This window comes from Haloplanus salinarum (assembly GCF_024498175.1).
GTDB classification, from domain to species: Archaea; Halobacteriota; Halobacteria; order Halobacteriales; family Haloferacaceae; genus Haloplanus; species Haloplanus salinarum.
This window is the reverse complement of record NZ_CP101823.1, coordinates 930,410-944,982: the sequence shown is the minus strand read 5'-3', so window position 1 is coordinate 944,982 and position 14,573 is coordinate 930,410. Positions and strand designations below refer to the sequence as shown.

At 68.4% G+C, this 14,573-nt stretch carries 13 protein-coding genes and 1 pseudogene; 10 read left to right on the top strand and 4 right to left on the bottom strand.

The genetic code is table 11. The features are described 5' to 3' along the window. Positions 1 to 138: 138 nt before the first annotated feature. Entirely contained in the window at positions 139 to 1,716 is a 1,578-nt protein-coding gene (gene purH / locus NO364_RS05005) for a bifunctional phosphoribosylaminoimidazolecarboxamide formyltransferase/IMP cyclohydrolase (protein WP_257628690.1), read from the bottom strand. 92 nt (positions 1,717 to 1,808) lie between these two features. Between purH and purB the strand changes: the two genes are divergently transcribed. From purB to NO364_RS04960, 9 genes and pseudogenes are all read left to right on the top strand, one after another. Then, on the top strand, positions 1,809 to 3,185 hold the full coding sequence (purB, locus tag NO364_RS05000) for an adenylosuccinate lyase (RefSeq protein WP_157688327.1): 1,377 nt from the start codon (positions 1,809 to 1,811) through the stop codon (positions 3,183 to 3,185). A gap of 122 nt (positions 3,186 to 3,307) precedes the next feature. Beyond that, positions 3,308 to 3,652: a glutaredoxin family protein gene (locus tag NO364_RS04995; protein WP_157688326.1), complete on the top strand. Its 345-nt coding sequence runs from the start codon at positions 3,308 to 3,310 to the stop codon at positions 3,650 to 3,652. Positions 3,653 to 3,759: 107 nt separating this feature from the next. Next, positions 3,760 to 4,323 carry a DUF7110 family protein gene (locus tag NO364_RS04990; RefSeq protein ID WP_157688325.1) on the top strand — a complete coding sequence of 188 codons (564 nt, stop codon included), beginning with the start codon at positions 3,760 to 3,762 and terminating at the stop codon, positions 4,321 to 4,323. A gap of 123 nt (positions 4,324 to 4,446) precedes the next feature. After that, on the top strand, positions 4,447 to 5,013 hold the full coding sequence (gene hpt / locus NO364_RS04985) for a hypoxanthine/guanine phosphoribosyltransferase (protein ID WP_257628689.1): 567 nt from the start codon (positions 4,447 to 4,449) through the stop codon (positions 5,011 to 5,013). Positions 5,014 to 5,079: 66 nt separating this feature from the next. After that, positions 5,080 to 6,948 (top strand): ABC transporter substrate-binding protein, encoded by a 1,869-nt coding sequence (locus tag NO364_RS04980; RefSeq protein WP_157688323.1) that lies wholly within the window; start codon positions 5,080 to 5,082, stop codon positions 6,946 to 6,948. A 25-nt stretch (positions 6,949 to 6,973) separates the two neighbouring features. Continuing rightward, entirely contained in the window at positions 6,974 to 7,942 is a 969-nt protein-coding gene (locus NO364_RS04975) for an ABC transporter permease (protein ID WP_157688322.1), read from the top strand. After that, a complete protein-coding gene (locus NO364_RS04970; protein WP_257628688.1) occupies positions 7,942 to 9,108 on the top strand; it encodes an ABC transporter permease in 1,167 nt (388 codons plus the stop codon). The genes NO364_RS04975 and NO364_RS04970 overlap by 1 nt, the downstream gene beginning before the upstream one ends. After that, on the top strand, positions 9,109 to 10,269 hold the full coding sequence (locus NO364_RS04965; RefSeq protein ID WP_257628687.1) for an ABC transporter ATP-binding protein: 1,161 nt from the start codon (positions 9,109 to 9,111) through the stop codon (positions 10,267 to 10,269). It begins immediately after the preceding gene. Next, positions 10,266 to 11,507: pseudogene (locus tag NO364_RS04960) on the top strand (ABC transporter ATP-binding protein); the annotation flags it as partial. The gene NO364_RS04965 and the pseudogene NO364_RS04960, both read left to right, overlap by 4 nt. 369 nt (positions 11,508 to 11,876) lie before the next feature. On the opposite strand, the gene NO364_RS04955 reads toward NO364_RS04960, so the two are convergent. Next, the gene (locus tag NO364_RS04955; protein ID WP_157688319.1) at positions 11,877 to 12,164 is read right to left on the bottom strand and encodes a transcriptional regulator; all 288 of its coding nucleotides are present in this window, start codon (positions 12,162 to 12,164) and stop codon (positions 11,877 to 11,879) included. 92 nt (positions 12,165 to 12,256) lie between these two features. Here NO364_RS04955 and NO364_RS04950 point away from each other — a divergent pair, with 92 nt between their 5' ends. Then, positions 12,257 to 13,234, top strand: coding sequence for a nucleotidyltransferase family protein (locus NO364_RS04950; RefSeq protein WP_157688318.1), 978 nt, complete (start codon positions 12,257 to 12,259; stop codon positions 13,232 to 13,234). A gap of 10 nt (positions 13,235 to 13,244) precedes the next feature. Here NO364_RS04950 and NO364_RS04945 read toward each other — a convergent pair whose 3' ends face one another. Together NO364_RS04945 and NO364_RS04940 are read right to left on the bottom strand one after the other, a co-directional pair. Then, entirely contained in the window at positions 13,245 to 13,724 is a 480-nt protein-coding gene (locus NO364_RS04945) for a type IV pilin domain-containing protein (protein WP_157688317.1), read from the bottom strand. Between the two features lie 26 nt (positions 13,725 to 13,750). Next, the gene (locus NO364_RS04940) at positions 13,751 to 14,473 is read right to left on the bottom strand and encodes a diphthine--ammonia ligase (protein ID WP_257628686.1); all 723 of its coding nucleotides are present in this window, start codon (positions 14,471 to 14,473) and stop codon (positions 13,751 to 13,753) included. Positions 14,474 to 14,573: the final 100 nt, after the last annotated feature.

Below are 14,573 nucleotides of genomic sequence, written 5' to 3'. Positions count from 1 at the left end.
CCGTGGTTCCGAGCCGCGCTTAAACGTTGTCACACGGACTGCAGGTCCGTTCGCGCGCCGAGCGTGGGGCACCCGTCGGTCGTGGCCGAAACACCGCGTCACTCACTTCGTTCCTGCCACGAGCTTCAGCCAGTCCTTTCAGTCGTGCCTGAAGCACCGCTTTCCGGTGAACGCCATCGCCATGTCGTGTTCGTCGGCGGCTGCGACGACGTCGTCGTCGTTGACGGACCCGCCGGGCTGGATGACGGCCTCGACTCCCGCTTCGGCGGCCTCCTCGAGGCCGTCGGGGAACGGGAAGAAGGCATCGGAGGCCATCACCGCGCCCGCAGCGTCCTTCCCCTCGGCGTGTTCGTCGGCCTTCATCGCCGCCAGCCGCACGGCGTCGACCCGGCTGACCTGCCCCATGCCGATGCCCACCGTCTCGGTTCCCGCGGCGAAGAGAATCGCGTTCGACTTGACGTGTTTGAGGGTCCGCCACGCGAAGAGCATGGTCTCGATTTCGTCGTCCGTCGGGTCGCGCTCGGTGACCACCTCCAGGTCCGCGCGGGTCGGTGCCCAGTCGTCGCGCTCCTGGACCAGACGCCCGCCGGTCAGGGGCTTCTCCGACAGCGTGGTCGTCCGGTCACCGAGCGATCCGACGTCGAGCACCCGGAGGTCCTCCTTCTCGCTCAGGACGTCGAGGGCGCCGTCGGTGTAGCCGGGCGCGACGACGACTTCCTTGAACGACTCGACGATGGCGTCGGCGGTGGCGGCGTCACAGGGGCGGTTGAGAGCGACGATGCCGCCGAAGGCGCTCATGGCGTCGGTCGCGAGGGCGTCCTCGTAGGCCGTCGCGAGCGAGTCGGCGGTCGCACACCCCGCCGGGTTGGTGTGTTTGATGACCGCGGCCGCGGGCTCGTCGAACTCCCGGATCAGATCGAGGGCGGCGTCGGCGTCGTTGTAGTTGTTGTACGACAGCGCCTTGGCGCCCTCGTTCAACTGCGCGGCGTGGACGACGCTCGCCTCGTCGCTCGCGACGTCGGCGTAGAGGGCGGCGTCCTGATGAGGGTTCTCGCCGTAGCGCAACGTCCGTCGCCGGTCGTCGGAAACGACACGGCGGGCCGGGAACTGCCCCGCCTCGTCCCCCTCGACGGTGACGCCGTCGTCGTCGACGGTGATACGGTCCTCGGCGAACCACTCGACTGCGCGGGGATAGGCCTTGAACTCCGCCTCGTGGAGGACCCGCCGTTTCAGCGTCTCGGCGTCGTCGCCCTCGTGGACCGGCACTGCCTCCTGAGTGACGATGGGGCCGGCGTCGAGCTCCTCGGTGGCGACGTGGACGGTACAGCCGGTCGTGCGGACCCCCGCCGCGAGCGCCTGTTCGTGGGCGTCCTCGCCGCGGAAGGCGGGGAGGAGCGACGGGTGTACGTTGAGCGTCGTCGGCAGGTCGTCGAGCAGGTCCGCCGAGAGGACGCGCATGTAGCCGTCCATGCAGACCAGGTCGACCTCGTAGTCGTCGAGACGGGCGCGGAGCCGCGACTCGTGGTCCGCCCGCGACTCGTCGTCGCCGCGTTCGACCACCTCGGTCGGAATCCCCCGGTCGGCGGCCGAGGACAGGACCGGTGCCGACCCGTCGTCCGTACAGACGACCGCCAACTCGGCGCCGCCCGGGGACAGATCCGCGATGTGCATCAGGTTGCGTCCGCGATTACCCGCGAGACCCGCGATTCGGAGCATAGTCGAGGGAGGCCCGCGCGTGGGAAAAACAGTTGCGACTCCTCGGGCGGGGGACCGGTACGCTTTTGCGTCGCCCACGGACAGTCCCGAGCATGACCGATCTGCCACGGAGCGACCCGCTCGCGGCCGTCTCGCCGCTCGACGGGCGCTACGCGGGGTACACCGAACCCCTCGTCCCGTACGCGAGCGAGTCAGCGCTCATGCGGGCACGAGTGCGCGTGGAAGTCGAATACCTGCTCGCGCTCGCCGACCTCGACGCGACGCCGCTGACCGTCGACGACCGGGCGGCCCTCCGGGACTGTTACGAGTCGTTCGACGCCGCGGACGCGCGGCTAATCAAGCGCCTGGAGACCGAAGGCGCCGAGGGCTACGCCGCGACCAATCACGACGTCAAGGCCGTGGAGTACTTCCTCCGGACCCGCACCGACGAGTCGCTCCACCCCTGGATCCACTTCGGCCTGACCAGCGAGGACGTGAACAACCTCGCACACCGTCTGTTGGTGAAACCGGCCATCGAGTCCGTCCTCCTCACGGCCCTGTCGGACGTGCGCGAGGAGTTGACGGCGATGGCTCGGGAGTACGCCGAGACGCCGATGCTCGCCCGGACCCACGGCCAGCCTGCGACGCCGACCACCTTCGGCAAGGAGATGGCGGTGTACGCCGCCCGCCTCGGCCGGGCGATGGGACGGGTACGGGGGGCCGCCGCCGACCTCTCGGGCAAGCTCGCCGGTGCCTCGGGCGCCTACGCCGCCCACGTCGCCGCCTATCCGGACGTGGACTGGCGGGCGTTCGCCCGGGAGTTCGTCACGGACCTCGGCCTGGAGCATACGCCCCTGGCGACGCAGGTCAACCCCTGTGACGACCTCGCGGCGCTGTTCGACGCCCTCCGCGGCGTCAACAACGTCCTCCTCGACCTGGATCGGGACGCCTGGCTCTACGTCTCCGACCGATACCTCGGGCAGGAGGCCGTCGCGGGCGAGACGGGGTCGTCGACGATGCCGCACAAGGTGAACCCGATCGACTTCGAGAACAGCGAGGGCAACCTCTCGAAGGCCAACGCGGACCTGACCTTCCTCGCGGACTACGTCACCACTTCCCGCCTCCAGCGGGACCTCTCGGACTCGACGGTCAAGCGCAACGTGGGTGCGGCGCTCGCTCACTGTCTCATCGGGTATCGCAAGACCGAAACCGGTCTCCGGAAAGTCGTCCCGAACGAGCGGGTGATGGCGGAGGAACTGGAGGCGACTCCCGAAATCATCGGCGAGGCGGTCCAGACGATCCTCCGTCGCGAGGGCGACACCGAGGCCTACGAGCGGGTGAAGGAACTCACGCGGGGCGAGCGGGTGACGCTCGCGGACTTCCGGGCGCTGTTCGACGACTTGGACGTCGACGAGTCGGTGCGCGAGGAACTCCGGGCGCTGACACCGGCTGGCTACACGGGGCTGGGGGCGACGCTCGCCGAGGAGTAGCGGGCATGCGGGCCACCCGAGACGTGTGCGTCCAGTCGGGTGTCCCGGGGGTTTCGAACGGTGCGACCGGCGTCAGGCCTGCTTGCGCAACCCCTTTTACCCGCGGCACCGTACGTAACGATATGACGTTCCAACCCGGGAGCGACCTCGACTCCGAGGACGTACAGTCGCGTGTCGACACGGTCATCGAGGAGAACGACGTGGTGCTGTTCATGAAGGGCAACCGGCTGATGCCACAGTGTGGCTACTCCAAGCGGGCGCTCGAACTGATCGACCAGTACGTCGACGACTTCGAGACGGTGGACGTGTTGCCCGCGCTCCCGGAGTTCCGCGAGGCCCTCGAATCCCACAGCGGGTGGGAGACGACGCCACAGACCTTCGTCGAGGGGGAGTTCGTCGGCGGGAGCGACGTGCTCGCGGAACTCGACGAGCGGGGCGAACTCGAGGCGACCCTCGCCGGCGAGTGACGGGGCGTCGTGTCCGCCGCGCAACGGGAACAGCAGGTCATATAAGCACACGGGCCCTACGTCCCCGTAGACGGGCGTAGTGGCGCTACCCTCGCCGAGAACAAACTATGTCAGGCCGCGTATATCGACTCCATTCGACGCTCGAACTGCCACTCGAAGACGTACAGGACTACTTCGAGGGGGATCCGGAACTACCCCCCGAAATCGAGGACGTAACGCTCACTCGACGAAACAACACGCTCATCCTGAAGGCCGTCGCCGAGGACGAGAACCTGAGTAAGTACACGCCGACCGCCCAGCTCAAAGCCAGCGTCACCGAGACGCGGGTCTACGAGGAGGAACCGCCGCGTGCGGGCGGCCCGTGGCAGGAAGAGGAGGAGGAGATCCCTTCGGAACTCGTCGAGTTCGCCTGCTTCAAGGGTGACCGCGAGACGGTGCTCCAGAACACCGCGCTCCAGTACCCCATGTTCCTCGTGTTGCGGGACATCGCCCGCATGTCCGAGAAGGGGACGCTGACGGCTATCGTCGAGGAGGAGGACGAACTCAAGGCGACACGCATCGTGGAGGGCGAGAAGCGTCCCGCCTCGGTCGAAGTCGTCGAGAACCCCAGCCAGTCCCAGGCCGAGAAAAACGGCGTCAACTGGCGCGACAACGAGTTCATCTCGGAGTGATCGGCGGGCCGCTCCCGCCGCATCGCGGCGATTCTCCCCCACAGGAGCGCGCGACCTGTCGACGACGGTGACGGTCGCTCCCGGAACCGCCAGCTTTTATTCTCGACGTTCGATACGGTCGGCATGGACCAGTTGCGGCAGTCGCTTCTCGACGCGCCGATCATCGAAAAAGGGGACTACGAGTATTTCGTCCACCCCGTCAGCGATGGCGTTCCGATGCTCCGCCCCGAACTCCTGCGCGAAATCGTCATCAAGATCATCCGGAAGGCCGACCTGGAGGACATCGACAAGATCGTCACCCCGGCGGCGATGGGCATCCACATCTCGACCGCCGTCTCGCTGATGACCGACATCCCGCTGGTCGTGATCCGGAAACGGCAGTACGGCCTCGACGGCGAGGTGTCGCTGTCGGCCCAGACCGGCTACTCGGAGAGCGAGATGTACATCAACGACGTGGAGGCGGGCGACCGGGTCCTCGTCCTCGACGACGTGCTCTCGACGGGCGGGACGATGAAGGCGATCCTCGACGCCCTCGAACACATCGGCGCCGAGGTGATCGACGTCGTCGCGGTGATCAAGAAGGCCGGGCCGAACGACCTGGACGACGCGGGCTACAGCGTCAAGACGCTGATCAACGTCACCGTCGAGGACGGCGAGGTCATCATCGTCGACGCCCACGGCGACGGGTAACCGGCGGGGTCGTGCGATTCTCTCCCGACCGATGGGTATTAGTGCGCACCGCCGTTTCCAACAGGTATGCCGTCTGGTAACGACCGCCGAGGAACTTCGGATACGGCGGAGCGTCGGGGCCGTCGGGGACGCCGCGACGTGTTGAAACTGCTCGGGGCGGCGGGCGCCGTCGGGCTCGCTGGTTGTTCGGGGAACGGCGATGGCGACGACGGGACGACCACGGGGAGCGCCTCGCGAAGCGTCGGCGGGACCTACGTCTCCGCGTCGAGCGTCGACGCGCAGTCGCTCAACTGGCTGACCATCGCCGACGCCACCTCCGGATCGTTCGTCACCGCCACGCTCGATGGTATTTGGGCGATCAAACCGAACCGGGAGATCTTCCCCCTCTGGGGCGATTACTCCACCGACGACGGGCGGGTCTACGAGATCGAGCTCCGCGACAACCTGGAGTGGGGGGCGGGCTACGGGCAGATGACCGCCGACGACTGGGTCTACATGATCGAGAACGTCTTCCAGGCCCGACCCAACTGGAGCGGGTATCCCAACGCCAACGACTGGTTCCGGACGAACCCCGAGTCGGGGGAGCGAGAGCCCATCCCCGTCGAGCAGACGGGCGAACGCACCTTCGAGATCCGGCTGTTCGAGGTCGACCCCTCACTGCCGTTCAAACCGATCCTGTGGCGCCAGCAGTGCATTCCCCGGGGTATCCTCGAGAAGTACGTCGAGGATCGGGACGCCGAAGGGCTCCAGCAGGACGAGGAACTCAACACGCTCGCGTACACCGGCAACCTCGGTCCCTACACGTACGACTCCTGGGAACGGTCCGCACGGTACACCGTCACCCGCAACGAGGACTACTACCTCCGGGAGGCCGAGGACGTCCCGGACCGGTTCGCGGAGGCGCCGTACTTCGACCAGCAGACGACTCGGGTCATCAGCGAGGAGAGCACGCGTCTCGGCGCGCTGGAGTCCGGAGAGGTCGATTCGTCGGGCATCCCGCCGGATAAGGCCAACCGCTTCGAGAACCTGCCGAACGTCGACGTCAACGTCACGTCCCAGCCGTTCCTCCGCATGATCGTCTACAACATGCGAGCCAACGGGTGGGAGCCGTTCCGCTCGAAGGCGGTCCGGCGGGCGCTCGGCTTCGCCGTGAACAAGGAGAGCGTCGTCCAGAACGTCCTCCGGGGGTACGCGGACGTGGCCCAGACGATGCAGCCGAAGTGGTCGGAGTGGTACGACGACAGTCGGGTCGAGGAGTTCGGCGTCGGCGACCGATACGGGCCGGAGGCGACGCGCACCCGGCTCGAATCGGCGCTTTCGGACACCGAATACGCCTACGACGGCGAGCGCCTCGTCGACGGCGACGGCGAACAGGTCACCCTCTCCATCTACTACGACTCCGGCCAGCCGACGGAGGGGACCATCGCGGAGTTCGTCGCCCAGGAGTTCGGGGAGAACGCCGGTATCGACGTCCAACCCGAGGCCGTCTCGTCGTCGACGTTCCAGAGCAACTACGTCCAGACGTCCGCCCCCGAGGGGACCGACCCCGAGTGGACCGCGGGCGTGTTCAACGGCGGCCCCCGCGACGTGGCCACCAGCGCCGAGCCGTGGGATATGTCCATCAACCTCCAGTTCAACACGTACCCCTTCACGCCGGCCTCCAGCAAGGGCTTCTTCGAGCCGCGGGGCGGCATCAACTACTACGGCTACTACCCGGAGGAGGACATCTCGGCGCTGTACGAGGAGGCGTCGGCGACGACGGACGAGGAGCGACGCCGCGAACTCTTCGGCGAGGCGTTCGGCCTCATCAGCGAGGAACAGCCCTTCGGCTTCCTCGCCATGCCGTCCAGCGTGACCGGCTACGCCGAGGACGTCAGGGGGTACGGGGAGGAGTTCAACACCGGCTGGGACTCCCAGACGTGGTACTTCGCGTGATCGGGGGGCGACCGAACCGGTGAGCATGCGCTGGTACGTGGTCCGGCGGGTGTTGTGGGCGGTCGTCGCGACCTATCTCATCCTCTCGATCACGTGGGGGTTGCTCGCCATCACGCCGAACCCGGCGGCCGAGCAGATGCAGTTCCAGGCCGCCGCCAGCGGCGGCTCCGCGGAGGCGGCCGAAGAGGCCTTCGAGGCTCGGCGCGGCCTGGATCGATCCCCGTGGGTCCGGTACCGGGAGTATATGATCAACATGGTGACGCTCAACTGGGGGTGGTCGGAGAGTCGCTCGCAACCCGTCACGGACGCCATCGTCGCGGCCCTGCCGTACACGGCCATCTACTCGGTGCCGACGACGATCCTCTCGATCCTGTTGGGGCTCTCGATCGGCCTCTACTCGGCGACCAACCAGTACACGAAAACCGACTACGCCGCCACCTTCTTCGCCTTCTTCGGCTACGCCATCCCCAACTTCTGGTTCGGCATCATCCTCCTGTTGATCTTCGGGGTGCAACTCGGCTGGTTCCCGGTCGTGTTCGACTCCGACATCCCCTTTTTCAGCCTCGGGATGGTCCGCCAACTCGTCCTCCCGGTCGTCGTCCTGGTGACGGGGACCATCGCGGGCGTGATGCGCTACTCCCGGGCCGAGGCGCTGGAGTACGTCGAAGCGGAGTTCGTCAAGACGGCCAAATCGAAGGGCGCGGACGGCTACCGCATCCTCACCCGTCACATCCTGCGGCCGGCGGCGGTGCCGCTGATGACCATCCTCGTCGGCGACATCCTCGGCATCTTCCTCGCGGCCTCCTATCTCGTCGAGGTGGTCTTCGGCATCCCCGGACTGGGCCAACTGTCGTACAACGCGATCATCGCACAGGACACGTCGCTGGTGCTCGGGACGACGCTCATCTTCACGTTCGTCTCGGTCGTCGGCAACCTCGTCCAGGACGTGGCCTACACCGTGTTGGACCCGCGGATCGATTACGGTGATCGCTGATGGCAGGGGAGCCCGACACCTTCGAATCGGTCGACTGGGAGGAGACGGGGAGCCGGCTCTCCACCCTCTCGCGGCGGGATCGGTGGGCGCTCGCGACCGTCATCGGGCTGATCTGTGCTTTCGTCTACGACTACGCGATCCTGCCACCGGACCGCGCCACGATCACCGTCCCGGTGGAGTGGAACGTCACGCAACTCGACTGGCTGTTCGTGTCGACGCTGCTTGCGCTCCTGCTCTACGTCGTCGTCCCGCTCTACGACAACCGCCGGCTGACCGCCTACTACTGGCGGGAGTTCCGCAAGAACCGCATGGCCATCGCGAGCCTCGTCTATCTGGTCGTCGTCTTCCTGATCGGCGTGATCGGGCCGCTCTTCCTGGAGAAGCCGGTACTGGCGGTCGAGCAGGCCTACCAGCCGCCAGTCTTCACGAGCGTCGACGCCGCGGTGCCGGTCGACTGCGTCGGGCCCGTCGTCGAGGGGCGTTGCCGGGGGACGATGGCTCACCCGCTCGGCACGACCGGCGACGGCAAGGACATCCTCGTGCTCGTCGTCTACGGGATGCAGGTCAGCATGAAGGTCGGGCTGATCTCCACGCTCCTGGTGGTGACCATCGGGACGACCGTCGGCACCGTCGCGGCCTACGGGGGCGGGCTGGTCGACGAACTGCTGATGCGCTACGTCGACGTGCAACTCGTCTTCCCCGCCTTCTTCCTCTATCTCCTGCTCACCTACCTCTTCGGCGGGAGCCTGTTCATGTTCATCGTCATCTTCGGGCTGACGGGCTGGGGATCCATCGCGCGGCTGGTCCGTTCCGAGGCCCTCCAGCGGGCCGAGGAGGAGTACATCACGGCCGCCCGGAGCGCCGGCGCGGGAACGCTCTATGTCATCCGGCGCCACCTCGTCCCCAACGTCTCGAACAGCGTCATCACCGCGGCGACGCTGCTGATCCCCGGGTTCATCCTCTTCGAGGCGTCGCTCTCCTTCCTCTCGCTGGGCGACCCCACCGTCCCCTCGTGGGGCCAGGTGATCGCCACCGGGCGGGGCGACCTCTCCTCTGCTTGGTGGGTGTCGACGTTCCCCGGGGTGTTCCTCTTTACCACCATCCTCGCGTTCAACTTCATGGGCGACGCGCTGCGCGACGCGCTCGACCCGCGACAGGAGACATAGATGACCGGCGAACCACTGCTCTCGATCCGCGATCTGCGCACCGTCTTCCACACCGACGACGGCCTCGTCCGCGCCGTCGACGGCGTGAGCTTCGACGTCGGGCGCGGCGAGACCGTCTGCATCGTCGGCGAGTCGGGGAGCGGGAAGACGGTCACCGGCGAGTCGATCACGCGCCTGCTCCGGACGCCGCCCGGCGAGATCGCGGGCGGCGAGATCGTCTTCGACGGCCGGGACCTCACGACCCTCGACGACGAGACGCTCCGTTCGCTCCGCGGCGACCGCATCGCCCACGTGTTCCAGAACCCGCAGGGCGCGCTCAACCCGGTCTACACGGTGGGCTGGCAGATCGTCGAAGCGATCCAGCTTCACGAGGACGTCACGCGGGAGGCCGCCCGCGAGCGGGCGGTCGACCTCCTGGATCGGGTCGGCATCCCCGAGGCGACCCGACGGTTCGAGGACTACCCCCACGAGTTCTCCGGCGGCATGAAACAGCGGGTCGCCATCGCGATGGCGCTGGCGACGAACCCCGACCTGCTGATCGCCGACGAGCCGACGACCGCCCTCGACGTGACGATCCAGAACCAGATCCTCTCCCTGCTCGACGACCTGCAGACGGAGTTCGACATGAGCGTCCTGCTGATCACCCACGACCTCGGCGTCGTGGCCGAGGTGGCCGACCGCGTGGTCGTCATGTACGCCGGCAAGGTGATGGAACGCGGCGGCGTCTTCGACGTGTTCGAGCGACCCTCGCATCCCTACACCCGCGCGCTCCTCGACTGCCTGCCGGGGCGTGGCGACGGCGCCGCCTCGATCGGTGGCCGCCTCCCGTCGCCGATCGACCCGCCCGCGGGGTGTCGGTTCCACCCGCGATGCGAGTACGCCGTCGACGCCTGCCGGGAGGGTGAACAGCCCCCCGACTGCGCGGTCGACGGCGACGACGACCACGTCGTCTCGTGTGTCCACTACGAACCCGGCGGCGACCCGTCGGTGGTTCGGGATCGGGGGTCTCCCGCGTCCGGGGACGACGAACCCGCGGACGCCGACGGCCCCGGTCCGGGCGCGGTCGGCACCCCGCCGACCGACCGGACGATCCACGCCGAGCCCTTCGGGGAGGAGCGCGACGACACCGATACCAGCGCCGACGGGGAGGAAGACCGATGACCCGCCCGCTGCTCGACGTCGAGGGGTTGACCAAACATTACCCCATCACGGAGGGCGTGCTCCGGAACGAGGTCGGGCGGGTCCGCGCCGTCGACGGCGTGAGCTTCACCGTCGACCGCGGCGAGACGCTGGGACTGGTCGGCGAGTCCGGCTGTGGGAAGTCGACGGCGGCGACGGCGGCGCTCCGACTGGAGGAGCCGACGGACGGCCACGTCGTCTTCGACGGCGAGGACGTGACCGCGTTCGACGACGCGGCGCTCAAGCGGTTCCGGCGCCGCGCCCAGATGGTGTTTCAGGACCCGACGTCGAGTTTCGACCCGCGGATGAGCATCGGGGAGTCGGTGGCCGAACCCCTCCGGGTCCACGGGATGCGCGACCGGGAGCGGCGCCGGCGGATCGTCGCCGACCTGCTCGAACGCGTCGGGCTCGACGCCGCCGACATGGACCGCTACCCCCACGAGTTCTCGGGCGGGCAGAAACAGCGGATCGGCCTGGCGCGGGCCTTGGTCATCAACCCCGACCTGATCGTCGCCGACGAACCCGTGAGCGCGCTCGACGTGAGCGTGCAGGCGGACATCCTCGACCTGATCGAGGAGTTACAGGCGGCCTTCGGCCTCGCCATCCTCGTCATCAGCCACGACATGGGCGTCGTCCGCGAGGTGTGCGACCGCGTGGCCGTGATGTATCTCGGCGAAATCGTCGAGACGGCGCCGACCGAGGCGCTGTTCGAGGACCCCCAACATCCCTACACCCGGGCGCTGCTGGCGTCGACGCCGGTCGCCGACCCGCGGCAACGAGACCGGGGGACGGGCCTCAGCGGCGACGTGCCGAGCCCCTCGGATCCGCCGCCGGGGTGTCGGTTCCACACCCGCTGTCCCGAGGTCATCCCCGACGAGGCGTACGACCTCACCGACGCTGCCTGGCGGGCGGTGCTGAACCTCCGGCTCCGCGCCGAGTCGGCGGCCATCGACGTCGAGGCGGTCCGGAGGTACGCCGCCGCGGACGACGACCCCGCGAGGGCCGACCCGGCGGCGGTCCGGGCCGCGGTCCGCGAGGAGTTCGACGTCCCCGCGGAACTGTCCGATCCGGACGCCGAGGCGGCCGTGTCGGAAGCGCTCGACCGGATCGTCGACGGCGACGTCGGGACGGCCGCCGACCGACTTGCCGAGGCCTTCCCGACGGTCTGTCGCCGGGAACGGCCCGAACTCGTGCCGACCGACACGGACCTGGCGGCGGCGGAGTGGCAGGCGATCAAGGAGTTCCGGGTGTGGGTGGCGACGCTCGTCGACGAGCCGGCCGAGGCGGTGACCGAGCGGGTGCGCGAGCGGTGTGGCGAGGGGGCCGACCGGGAGGGCGGCATCGACCGCCTCGCGGTGCGGACGGCCTTCCGTCTGCCCGAACCACTCTCGGATTCGGACGCCGAGCGGGCGGTCGGGGCGGCGGTCGACGCCCTCCTCGCCGGCCGGGCCGGCGACGCCGCCGACGAACTGTACGAGACGTTCGGGCCGCTCCGCGAGAGCGCCTGCCACCTCACCGATAGTACCGCGTGAAATTCGTCGCACGAGCGGTCGCGGGGACCGCGTGCGATCGGCCGTGCGAAGGGGGGGTCAACCGCTACGGTCGATCCGGAAGGCGGGTTCGTCGACGCTCTCGCTGCGGCACTCCGGGCAGTTCGAGGGGTGGTTGATCCGGTCGTCGAAGCCGTCGAAGCCACAGTCCCGGCAGGTCGGCGGGGAGACGAGCAACCGCTCGTCGTCGGGGAGCGACCGGGAGACGTGTCGCAGGTGGTCGTAGACGGTCGACCGGGCGGTGCCGTGGCGGGCCGAGAGGTCGCTCGCCGTCGCAGCCCCGTCCCGGAGGTCGGCCGCGATGCGTTCGCGGGTCGTCGACTCCATACGCCCCGTTCGCGCGTGGTCGGCAAAGCCCTTTCCGCGACGTGGCGCCACGATACAAAACAAACTTGCCACTGTAGTCAGTCGAACCCCGTATGAAGGCCATCGTCCTGGCGGGCGGCTACGCGACGCGGCTCTGGCCGATCACCAAGCATCGGCCGAAGATGTTCCTGCCCGTCGGTGAGTCGACGGTCATCGACACCGTCTTTGCGGACCTCGAGGCGGACGACCGCATCTCCGAGGTGTTCGTCAGCACCAACGAGCGCTTCGCCGCCGACTTCGAATCCTACTTGGCCGACAGCGAGTTCGAGAAACCGACACTCTCCGTCGAGGAGACGACGGCCGAGGACGAGAAGTTCGGCGTCGTGGGCGCGCTCGCCCAACTCATCGACCGCGAGGGCGTCGAGGAGGACCTGATCGTCGTCGCCGGCGACAATCTCATCAGTTTCGATATCGCGGCGTTCGTCGACTTCTTCGAGGCCAAGGAGACGCCCGCACTCGCGGCCTACGACGTGGGATCGAAGGAACGGGCTCGATCGTACGGGTTGGTCGACCTCGACGGCGACCGCGTCGTCGACTTCCAGGAGAAACCCGACGACCCCAAGAGCACGCTCGTCTCCATCGCCTGCTATGCCTTCCCCGCCGACGACCTCCCGCTGTTCGAGGAGTACCTGGACGCAGGGGAGAACCCCGACGAACCGGGCTGGTTCATCCAGTGGATGCAGGCCCGACAGGCGGTCCACGCCTTCACCTTCGACGGCGCGTGGTTCGACATCGGCACCCCCGAGAGCTACCTCGACGCGGTCGCCTGGCACCTCGACGGCGACGACCGCGTCCACCCGACGGCGTCCGTCGAGGACTCCCGGCTCCGCGGCGACGTCCACGTGATGGCGGGGGCGGAAGTCGTCGACTCGACGCTCGAACGCACCGTCGTCTTCCCCGACGCGACCATCCGCAACGCCGACGTCCGCGGGTCGATCATCGACGAGGAGACCCGGGTCGAGAACCTGGACCTGGCCGACGCGCTCATCGGCGCGCACTCGACGATGACGAACGGCGCGGACGGGGACTGACTCCCGGCCGTCAGCAGTGGTCGGCGGCGGACCCGACCGCCTGCCGCTCGATCCGGATCGTGGCCAGGACGGCGCTCTCCTCGGCGTTGGGACGGTGGACGAAGCGGTACACCTCACCCTCGCAGGCGCGGTTGAGCGCGTCGTCGCTCCCGTAGCCGTCGATGTGGGCGTGGTCGCCGGCTGTCAGCGGCCCCGACGTGGTCCAGACGGCGTCCCATCGGACCTCGTTGCCGTCGCTGTCGACGATGTAGAAGTCCTCGCCGACCTCGATACGGCCACCCGAGAGGGTGAGGTTCACGAACGGGCGGTCGTTCGTGTTCCCCTCGCCGTCGGCGACGTACGCGGTCCGGTAGCTGTACTGTGGGTGGGGGTCGCTCGGCATGTCGATCCCGAACGCGAGCGTCGCGAAGACCAGCGCCAGCAAAACGACAAGCGCCACCATGAGGGCGACGCCCACCACGGGCGACACTCCCCGAGAGGGCACGGACATCGGTCACCATACGTCGCCCGAGGCTATCAACGTTCCCCGGGACCGAGACGAGCGTCCGTGATCCGCACGTGGCCGCGGGTCCCCTCCCACACCGGCTCCCACGACAGTTCGATCGGTCGGTCCATATGTGGCCCGTCGGTCACGAGCGTCTCGAACTCGCCGCCTTCACCGAGGGGATGGACGCCGTGTGACGCTTCGAGCGCGACGAGGTCGTCGAGGGTGTCGGCATCGAGGCGGCGACCGAGCCAGGATTCGTCCAGCCCGCCGGCGGCCACTTGGACGATCAGTATCTCGAAGCCGGCGTCGATCATCGCCTCGCCGAGTGCGACCGGATCCCGCTGCCAGAGCGGCGCGAACAGGTCGATCCCCAGCCGCTCACACATGGCCTCGATGCGACTCGTCTGGAACTCGCTCTCGACGGCGCCGGCGGTGACGCCCGACAGCCCCTCCCGCTCGGCCAACTCCCGGAGCGCCGCCTCCAGCGGTTCGAGTTCGGCGTCGCCCTGCGCGCCCGCGTCGGTGGCGGCCGCGGCGCCGAGGTCGCCCGGATCGACTTCGAGCAGGTCGATGCCGATGCTCTCGGCCGCGAGTGCGGCGAGGTCGGTCGCCGGCACGTGGTACATGTAGGAGTCCTCGCCGGGGTGGACGGTCACCAGTCGCGTCACGTTCAGCCCGTCCTCGAGCGCGCGATACAGCGCCCACGAGGAGTCCTTGCCGCCGGAGAAGAGACTCGCCCACTGCTCGGTCATTGGGGATGCTATACGGGGAGTGCGGTTAGAAACTGCGGTTCGTCGGCCGAGATAGCTCGTATCGTACCTATCGAGCGGGCCACGCCGTGCGGAGACGGCC

Coding starts and splice junctions, on each gene's coding strand:
- NO364_RS04940 (WP_257628686.1), bottom strand. CDS start 14,473: ATGACCGAGCAGTGGGCGAGTCTCTTCTCCGGCGGCAAGGACTCCTCG.
- NO364_RS04945 (WP_157688317.1), bottom strand. CDS start 13,724: ATGTCCGTGCCCTCTCGGGGAGTGTCGCCCGTGGTGGGCGTCGCCCTC.
- NO364_RS04995 (WP_157688326.1), top strand. CDS start 3,308: ATGACGTTCCAACCCGGGAGCGACCTCGACTCCGAGGACGTACAGTCG.
- NO364_RS04950 (WP_157688318.1), top strand. CDS start 12,257: ATGAAGGCCATCGTCCTGGCGGGCGGCTACGCGACGCGGCTCTGGCCG.
- NO364_RS04970 (WP_257628688.1), top strand. CDS start 7,942: ATGGCAGGGGAGCCCGACACCTTCGAATCGGTCGACTGGGAGGAGACG.
- purB (WP_157688327.1), top strand. CDS start 1,809: ATGACCGATCTGCCACGGAGCGACCCGCTCGCGGCCGTCTCGCCGCTC.
- NO364_RS04955 (WP_157688319.1), bottom strand. CDS start 12,164: ATGGAGTCGACGACCCGCGAACGCATCGCGGCCGACCTCCGGGACGGG.
- NO364_RS04975 (WP_157688322.1), top strand. CDS start 6,974: ATGCGCTGGTACGTGGTCCGGCGGGTGTTGTGGGCGGTCGTCGCGACC.
- NO364_RS04965 (WP_257628687.1), top strand. CDS start 9,109: ATGACCGGCGAACCACTGCTCTCGATCCGCGATCTGCGCACCGTCTTC.
- purH (WP_257628690.1), bottom strand. CDS start 1,716: ATGCTCCGAATCGCGGGTCTCGCGGGTAATCGCGGACGCAACCTGATG.
- hpt (WP_257628689.1), top strand. CDS start 4,447: ATGGACCAGTTGCGGCAGTCGCTTCTCGACGCGCCGATCATCGAAAAA.
- NO364_RS04980 (WP_157688323.1), top strand. CDS start 5,080: ATGCCGTCTGGTAACGACCGCCGAGGAACTTCGGATACGGCGGAGCGT.
- NO364_RS04990 (WP_157688325.1), top strand. CDS start 3,760: ATGTCAGGCCGCGTATATCGACTCCATTCGACGCTCGAACTGCCACTC.